The following is a 7,305-nucleotide window of genomic DNA, read 5'->3' on the forward strand; positions in this document are numbered from 1 at the left end:
CACCCGGATGCTGGTAAAACCACCATCACCGAAAAAGTACTTTTGTTCGGACAAGCGATTCAAAAAGCCGGTACTGTAAAAGGCCGTGGCTCTAATCAGCATGCAAAGTCTGACTGGATGGAAATGGAAAAAGAGCGTGGTATATCGGTTACTACCTCTGTAATGCAGTTTCCGTATAACAATGCGCTGGTTAATTTACTTGATACCCCTGGACACGAAGACTTCTCAGAAGATACTTACCGTACATTGACCGCAGTAGATTCGTGTTTAATGGTTATTGATGCCGCAAAAGGTGTAGAAGAACGTACCCGTAAGCTAATGGAAGTTACGCGCCTACGTACCACGCCTATTGTTACCTTTATGAATAAGTGTGACCGTGATATTCGTGACCCAATGGAACTACTTGATGAAGTAGAAACAGAGCTAAATATTGCCTGTGCGCCTATTACTTGGCCAATTGGTTGTGGTAAAGAGTTTAAAGGTGTTTATCACATTCATAACGACGAAGCGGTTTTATACAAAACAGGCCAAGGTCATACTATTCAAGAAGTTCGCACTGTAAAAGGCCTAGATAACCCAGAGCTCGATACCGCCATTGGTGAAGAACTCGCTGAGCAATTACGTGAAGAGCTAGAGCTGGTAATTGGTGCCTCAAATGAGTTTGATCTTGAATTGTTTTTAGCAGGTGAGCTTTCTCCGGTGTACTTTGGTACAGCCCTTGGTAACTTTGGTGTAGACCATGTACTTGATGGTTTAACGCAATGGGCACCAACGCCATTACCGCGCGAAACAGATGACCGCCAAGTAATCGCAACAGAAGAAAACTTTACCGGCTTTGTGTTTAAAATTCAGGCCAACATGGACCCTAAACACCGTGACCGCATTGCCTTTATGCGTATTGTGTCGGGTAAATACAGCCAAGGCATGAAAATGAACCACGTACGCCTTGGTAAGCAAATTAGTATTTCTGATGCGGTAACCTTTATGGCGGGCGATCGTGAGCGTGCAGCAGATGCGTATGCGGGCGATATTATTGGTTTGCATAACCACGGTACCATTCAAATTGGCGATACCTTTACGCAAGGCGAAAAGCTTAAATTTAGCGGTATTCCTAACTTTGCGCCTGAGCTGTTTCGTCGTATTCGTTTGCGCGATCCACTCAAACAAAAGCAATTATTAAAAGGCTTAGTACAACTTTCTGAAGAAGGTGCTGTACAGGTATTTAGACCGCTTACTAACAACGATTTAATTGTAGGCGCGGTAGGTGTTCTTCAGTTTGACGTAGTTGTAGCGCGCTTAAAAGCTGAGTACAACGTAGATGCAATTTACGAAGGCGTAAATGTAAATACGGCACGTTGGGTAAGCAGCGACGATGTTAAAAAGTTTGAAGAGTTTAAACGTAAGTGCGAAAGCAACTTAGCACTCGATGGTGGCGATAACTTAACTTACATAGCACCGAGCCGTGTAAACCTTAACTTATCGGTAGAGCGTTACCCAGAGGTAACCTTTAACCATACGCGCGAAAACTAGAATCGACTGACTAAAGTTAACTGAAAGCCTGCTATGGCGGGCTTACAAAGGTAAATAATATAATGAACATTCGTACTATTTTAGTAGAAAAAGCCATTGCCGCCATGACCGCAGCAGGCCTACCAGAAGACACAAACCCAGCTGTTACACAAAGCACACGCCCACAGTTTGGTGATTACCAAATTAATGGAGCAATGGGCGCCGCTAAAAAAATGAAAAGCAACCCACGTGAGCTTGCGCAAAAAATTATTGATAACCTAGATGTAACCGACATCGCTGAAAAAACAGAAATTGCCGGCCCGGGTTTTATTAATATTCATTTAAAGCCTGAGTTTTTAGCCAACAGTGTAAAAGCAGCTAACAGCGATGCAAAACTGGCTGTAAACGAGCACGCAAACCCGCAAACTGTCGTGGTAGATTACTCATCACCTAACCTTGCAAAAGAAATGCACGTAGGCCATTTGCGTTCAACCATTATTGGTGATGCGATTGTACGTGCGCTTGAATTTAGAGGCGACAAAGTCATTCGTCAAAACCACATGGGCGATTGGGGCACACAATTTGGTATGCTAATTGCGCATTTAGAAGATCAAATTAGCCAAGGCGTAGACTTAGAGTCGGTAGCGCTTGCTGATTTAGAAACGTTTTACCGCGATGCTAAAAAACGTTTTGACGATGAAGAAGGCTTTGCCGATAAAGCCCGTGACTATGTAGTTAAACTACAAGGCGGCGACGCGCACTGTGAAAAACTATGGAAGCTATTTATAGCGACCTCTGTTAAGCACTCTGAAGAAGTTTACAAACGTCTAAACGTAACGCTTACCCAAGACGATATTATGGCTGAAAGTGCTTACAACAGTGAGCTTAACGATATTATTAGCCTGTTAAAAGATAAAAACATAGCGGTAGAGTCGCAAGGCGCACAAGTGGTGTTTTTAGATGAACTTGCCAATAAAGATGGTGAGCCATCGGCGTTTATTGTGCAAAAATCTGGCGGCGGCTTTTTATATGCAACCACCGATTTAGCCGCGTGTAACTACCGCTCAAATACCTTAGGTGCTGAGCGTATTTTAATATTTGTTGATGCACGCCAAAGCCTTCACTTTAATCAAGTAGAGCTTACCGCACGTAAAGCAGGCCTTTTACGCGATGAAACAAGCTATGAGTTTTGCCCGTTTGGCACCATGATGGGCGCCGATGGTAAACCATTTAAAACCCGTACAGGTGGTACAGTAAAACTTGCTGATTTACTTGAAGAATCAATTAGCCGTGCAGCAACAAAACTTGCTGAGCGTGAATCTGATTTATCAGATCATGATCGCAGCGAAATTGCGCGTAAAGTAGGTATTGGCGCTGTTAAATACGCTGATCTTTCTAAGCATCGTACCAGCGATTACATATTCAACTGGGACACCATGTTAAGCTTTGAAGGCGCAACAGCACCTTACTTACAATATGCTTATACCCGTGTGCGCAGTATTTTCCGTAAATCAGGTGTCGATGCCGCTACGCTAAATGCAGATGTAGCTATAGCCGAGCCGCAAGAAAAAGCACTCGCGCTTAAACTGCTACAGCTTGAAGAAGTCCTAGATTTAATGATCTCTGAGGCTACTCCGCACGTACTATGTAGCTACTTATACGAGCTAGCTAGCCTATACATGACATTCTACGAAGCCTGCCCAGTACTAAAAGAAGGCGTAGAGCCAAACGTACGTGACAGCCGTTTAGTGTTATGTAATTTAGTGGCAGATACGCTAAAAACAGGATTGGATTTGTTAGGCATTGAAGTCATGGAGCAAATGTAATCACCGTCGTATTTTAACCTAATACTGCGTTATCCACCCCAACTTACCCTAATCACATACAAATCGTATGCTCATAGGGATAAGTAGGAGGTGGATGCCTTGTCTTAGGCTAAACTACATAGGTGAACCTTCTGCTGCGTGTAGTTCGCTTTGACTGCGTTGTCGTGCTTTTTTAGCCTAAGTCACATACTAACTGTATGCTCCTTGGCATAAAAAAGCACTTCGCCTTGTCAGCACTCCTACACTTGCAGATATCTGAGTTGTGTAGTTCGCTTTAGCTGCGTTGGTAAAACTATTCAGCCTAAGTCACATACAAACCGTATGCTCCTTGGCATAAATAGTTTTACCGCCTTGCTAGCACTCCTACACTTGCAGATGATTTTAGGCTTTACTTGACGAACTTTTGTAAGTTGATCATTTTGTAGCTGACAGCTGATAGCTGATAGCTGATAGCTGATAGCTGATAGCTGATAGCTGATAGCTGATAGCACCGTAGGTTGGGTTGAGTGAAACGAAACCCAACATTAACCAAGCACTAACCCAAAATATAAAATTGTTCTTATTACTGATTACTATTAATTGCCTGACCTTACTTACCCACATACGCTTTAATAAACAGAGAAGGATTTGTTTATGAAACTCGAAGACATCCGCCGTGAATACCTGCAAGACGCGCTAAGCGAAGATAACTTGCAAGATGATCCATTCAAACAATTTGAAACCTGGCTTGAGCATGCTGTGGGCAGTAATATTCCAGACCCAACGGCCATGGTTGTGGCAACGGTTGATGAAACCGGGCAACCTTCACAGCGTATTGTATTGCTAAAACATTTAGATGATAACGGGTTTGTATTTTTTACTAATACCGGCTCACGTAAAGCGCAAGAGCTAAAAGGCAATAACAAAATATCGCTACATTTTCCGTGGCATCATATGGAGCGCCAAGTGATTGTATACGGTGAGGCAAAACCATTACCGACGGCTGCAGTCGCTAAATATTTTTTATCGCGCCCTAAAGAAAGCCAATTAGCAGCATGGGCCTCAGCGCAAAGCAGGCCGGTCTCATCGCGCAAAGTGCTTATGGAAACCTTTGCCAATATGAAGAGTAAATTTGCTAATGGTGAAATTCCATTGCCTGATTTTTGGGGCGGTTACTGCGTAGTGCCTACTAAAATAGAGTTTTGGCAAGGCGGCGCACACCGTTTACACGACCGCTTTATATATCAGCGCCAAACCGATAATAGCTGGCAAATAACACGTTTAAACCCTTAACCGGTTTACGCTGTGAAGTTTATAGACTCCCACTGCCACCTCGATTTTACTGAGTTTGACGCAAACCGCGGATCACTCATAAAAGAGTGTATGGCTAAAGGTGTTGAGCGCTTTGTTGTGCCAGGTATTAGCTTGGCGCAATCTCAGCAGCTAATTGAATTTAAAGCTAAATACCCACAAGTACATATTGCCGCAGGGCTTCACCCTTACTTTTTAGATGAGCATAAAGATGCTCACTTAGCGCAGTTATTCGATTTTGCAAAAGCCAATAAAAAGCAGCTGGTGGCAATAGGGGAGTGCGGGCTTGATAGAAGTATTGATGACCTTGAAAAACAAACCAGCCTATTTGAGCAACACATCACCCTTGCTAACGAGCTCCAGCTGCCGCTTATTGTGCATCACAGGCAAAGCCATGATTTAATTGCGCATGCGTTTAAGCGCTGCAAGCCAAAATATGGCGGCGTGATACATGCATACTCAGGCTCCATGCAACAAGCACAGTATTATATTAAACAGGGCTTTAAATTAGGTGTAGGTGGCGTTATTACTTATGAACGAGCAGCAAAAACCCGTGATGTAATTGCTCAAATAGAACCGCAGCATTTAGTGCTTGAGACGGACGCGCCCTCAATGCCATTAAGTGGCCATCAGGGAGAAATTAACACCCCTGCGCATATTCCTGCTGTATTTGAAGTTTTATGCAGCTTAAAGCCAAATAGTAATAAAGCCGAACTTGTTCAGCAGCTTTACGATTCTTGCTCTGAGGTTTTTTGCATATAGCGATTTACCTGCCAACGTTTTAGGCCTCGCCCTAGCTGCCATGTAAAAATACAGGCTATTACTAGCATTAATAAAACTTGCCTGCCTAAATCATGAAAGTGATTGTGGCTGTCAGATATCGCCGCGCGGGTTAAATAAGTAATAGATACAAAGCCTAAAGGCTTATCTATGTCGCTTATAACAGGCTCAACAAATGGGGTTTTTAGTTTACTAATCCCTGGGGTGGACTCTGGCAATTGGCCAAATATATGGTGCGATTGCCAGTGATCGCTGCTGGCTATAAGTACGCCTTGCTGATCGTATATTGTGGCTGAAAGTACAAACTCGTCTTTGCTTATATCATTACACAAAGCTCTAAGCTGTGGCTTATTTTTAGCAAGCAATGGCTCTTTAGCATTAAGAGCCATAAATGAGGTTAAGCTTTTGGCAGTATTATCGGCACTATTATAAAGTAGTTGGTGGCTTTCAAAGCTACTGTTAACACCTACAAAACTCAGTAATACAAAACAGCCCGCAGCCAATAACAAGCGAACGATTCGCTTTCTTTGTGATGCAGACAAAGGGCTTTTTATATGGTTATTTTTCATAGTCACCGTATATGCTACTGACAGCATTTTGATTTGATGTTACAACTACGCTAACTATAACCTTAAATCTACCCCGATGGCGAATTTAGCGTTATGAATACCCTAATTGATACGCCAAATTAGAAAAATAAATAACAAACACGGAGAACCCATGTCGCAAATGAACATGGCACAGCCAGCTGCTGAGCAAGCATTACATTCTTTAACGCTAAACACATGGTTTGATTACAAAGAAGGGAGTTTTACTCCTGCTCAAACAATACCAGATAAAACCGTTGGGTTATTTAGTATTGCGTTTGCGGGCGATTTTGAACTGAAGCATGTAACGAGTATTATCGACTTTCTAAAAACGCACGCGCTTAAAGTAACCGCTGTATGTCAATATCAGCCCGACTTAGGGTTAGCCCCAGCTCTGTGTTTTTATAGCCCAGAGGCAGAGCAAAAAATTAACCCGCTTGCGCTAAGAGAGTTTGCAAACACGCTTGATTTTCAGCTAGTGCAAGTTACAACGCCACCTAACCTATATGAGCCAGGGTTGCTGGTTATGGATATGGACTCTACCGCCATCACCATAGAGTGTATTGATGAAATTGCACGTTTAGCAGATGTATATGACGATGTGGCTTCGGTGACCGCGCTTGCAATGGCGGGCAAACTAGATTTTAGCGAAAGTTTAAATCAGCGTGTAGCAAAGTTAGCCGGCATAGAGCAAAGCTTAATTGAAGACTTAAAAAACACCTTACCATTAATGCCAGGTATTAAAGCGTTATGCCAAATTTTAAAGCAGCATAATTGGTATCTTGCTATAGCATCAGGCGGGTTTGTACCCTTTGCCGAGCGTGTGCAGCAGCTGATTAATTTAGATGAAGTACACGCTAATGTGCTTGAATTTGCAAACAATAAACTCACAGGAAAAGTCTCTGGTGCCATTGTTGATGCGCAGCAAAAAGCGGTTGTTTTAGAAACACTGCAGCAAAAGCTGGGCTTAGCAAATACGCAAACGGTAGCCATTGGCGATGGTGCAAACGATTTGCTAATGATGGAAAAAGCAGGGTTAGGTGTTGCCGTACATGGTAAACCAAAAGTGGTGGAGCAAGCTCAAGCGGCTATATGTCAGGGCTCGTTACTGCAATTGTTGTATATGTTGGCTATTCCCTTAAAGAAGTAACCTGAGAATAACCACCAAAATAAGTTATACCAATCGGGTTAAGTTATTTAGAGCGACAGATAAATAGCGTGATAACAAGGCATAAATTTCGACATGTAGTTGTTCTATTTGAGAAGTTTATAACGCCGCTAACGCTTTATTTAGCACGCTATAAACTTTTAAG

6 protein-coding genes are annotated in these 7,305 nt (G+C 42.8%); 5 read left to right on the forward strand and 1 reads right to left on the reverse strand.

Annotated elements, in window-relative coordinates; all coding sequences use genetic code 11:
• The 4 genes from prfC to B2R65_RS07565 all read left to right on the forward strand — a co-directional run.
• Window positions 1-1,530, forward strand: a 1,530-nt coding sequence (gene prfC / locus B2R65_RS07550) for a peptide chain release factor 3 (RefSeq protein WP_286741794.1), incomplete at its 5' end; no start/stop codon positions are given.
• Window positions 1,531-1,592: 62 nt separating this feature from the next.
• Complete coding sequence (gene argS, locus B2R65_RS07555) at window positions 1,593-3,335, forward strand: arginine--tRNA ligase (RefSeq protein WP_248442783.1); 1,743 nt, start codon at window positions 1,593-1,595, stop codon at window positions 3,333-3,335.
• A 633-nt stretch (window positions 3,336-3,968) separates the two neighbouring features.
• Window positions 3,969-4,607 carry a pyridoxamine 5'-phosphate oxidase gene (gene pdxH / locus B2R65_RS07560; protein WP_096739178.1) on the forward strand — a complete coding sequence of 213 codons (639 nt, stop codon included), beginning with the start codon at window positions 3,969-3,971 and terminating at the stop codon, window positions 4,605-4,607.
• A 12-nt stretch (window positions 4,608-4,619) separates the two neighbouring features.
• The gene (locus B2R65_RS07565) at window positions 4,620-5,387 is read left to right on the forward strand and encodes a TatD family hydrolase (RefSeq protein WP_154945618.1); all 768 of its coding nucleotides are present in this window, start codon (window positions 4,620-4,622) and stop codon (window positions 5,385-5,387) included.
• Here the strand turns inward: B2R65_RS07565 and B2R65_RS07570 are convergent.
• A complete protein-coding gene (locus B2R65_RS07570; RefSeq protein WP_096739180.1) occupies window positions 5,354-5,974 on the reverse strand; it encodes an AhpA/YtjB family protein in 621 nt (206 codons plus the stop codon). The two genes, B2R65_RS07565 and B2R65_RS07570, sit on opposite strands and share 34 nt — an antisense overlap.
• 151 nt (window positions 5,975-6,125) lie before the next feature.
• On the opposite strand from B2R65_RS07570, the gene serB reads away from it, so the two are divergent.
• The gene (gene serB / locus B2R65_RS07575; RefSeq protein WP_096739181.1) at window positions 6,126-7,142 is read left to right on the forward strand and encodes a phosphoserine phosphatase SerB; all 1,017 of its coding nucleotides are present in this window, start codon (window positions 6,126-6,128) and stop codon (window positions 7,140-7,142) included.
• The last annotated feature ends 163 nt before the right edge of the window (window positions 7,143-7,305 follow it).

Source organism: Pseudoalteromonas sp. UBA2102 (assembly GCF_002331165.1).
Classification (GTDB): Bacteria; Pseudomonadota; Gammaproteobacteria; order Enterobacterales; family Alteromonadaceae; genus Pseudoalteromonas; species Pseudoalteromonas atlantica.

What these genes read in the sequence shown, in the direction of transcription:
- serB (WP_096739181.1), top strand. Translation starts at nt 6,126, where the DNA reads ATGTCGCAAATGAACATGGCACAGCCAGCTGCTGAGCAAGCATTACAT.
- pdxH (WP_096739178.1), top strand. Translation starts at nt 3,969, where the DNA reads ATGAAACTCGAAGACATCCGCCGTGAATACCTGCAAGACGCGCTAAGC.
- B2R65_RS07570 (WP_096739180.1), bottom strand. Translation starts at nt 5,974, where the DNA reads ATGAAAAATAACCATATAAAAAGCCCTTTGTCTGCATCACAAAGAAAG.
- argS (WP_248442783.1), top strand. Translation starts at nt 1,593, where the DNA reads ATGAACATTCGTACTATTTTAGTAGAAAAAGCCATTGCCGCCATGACC.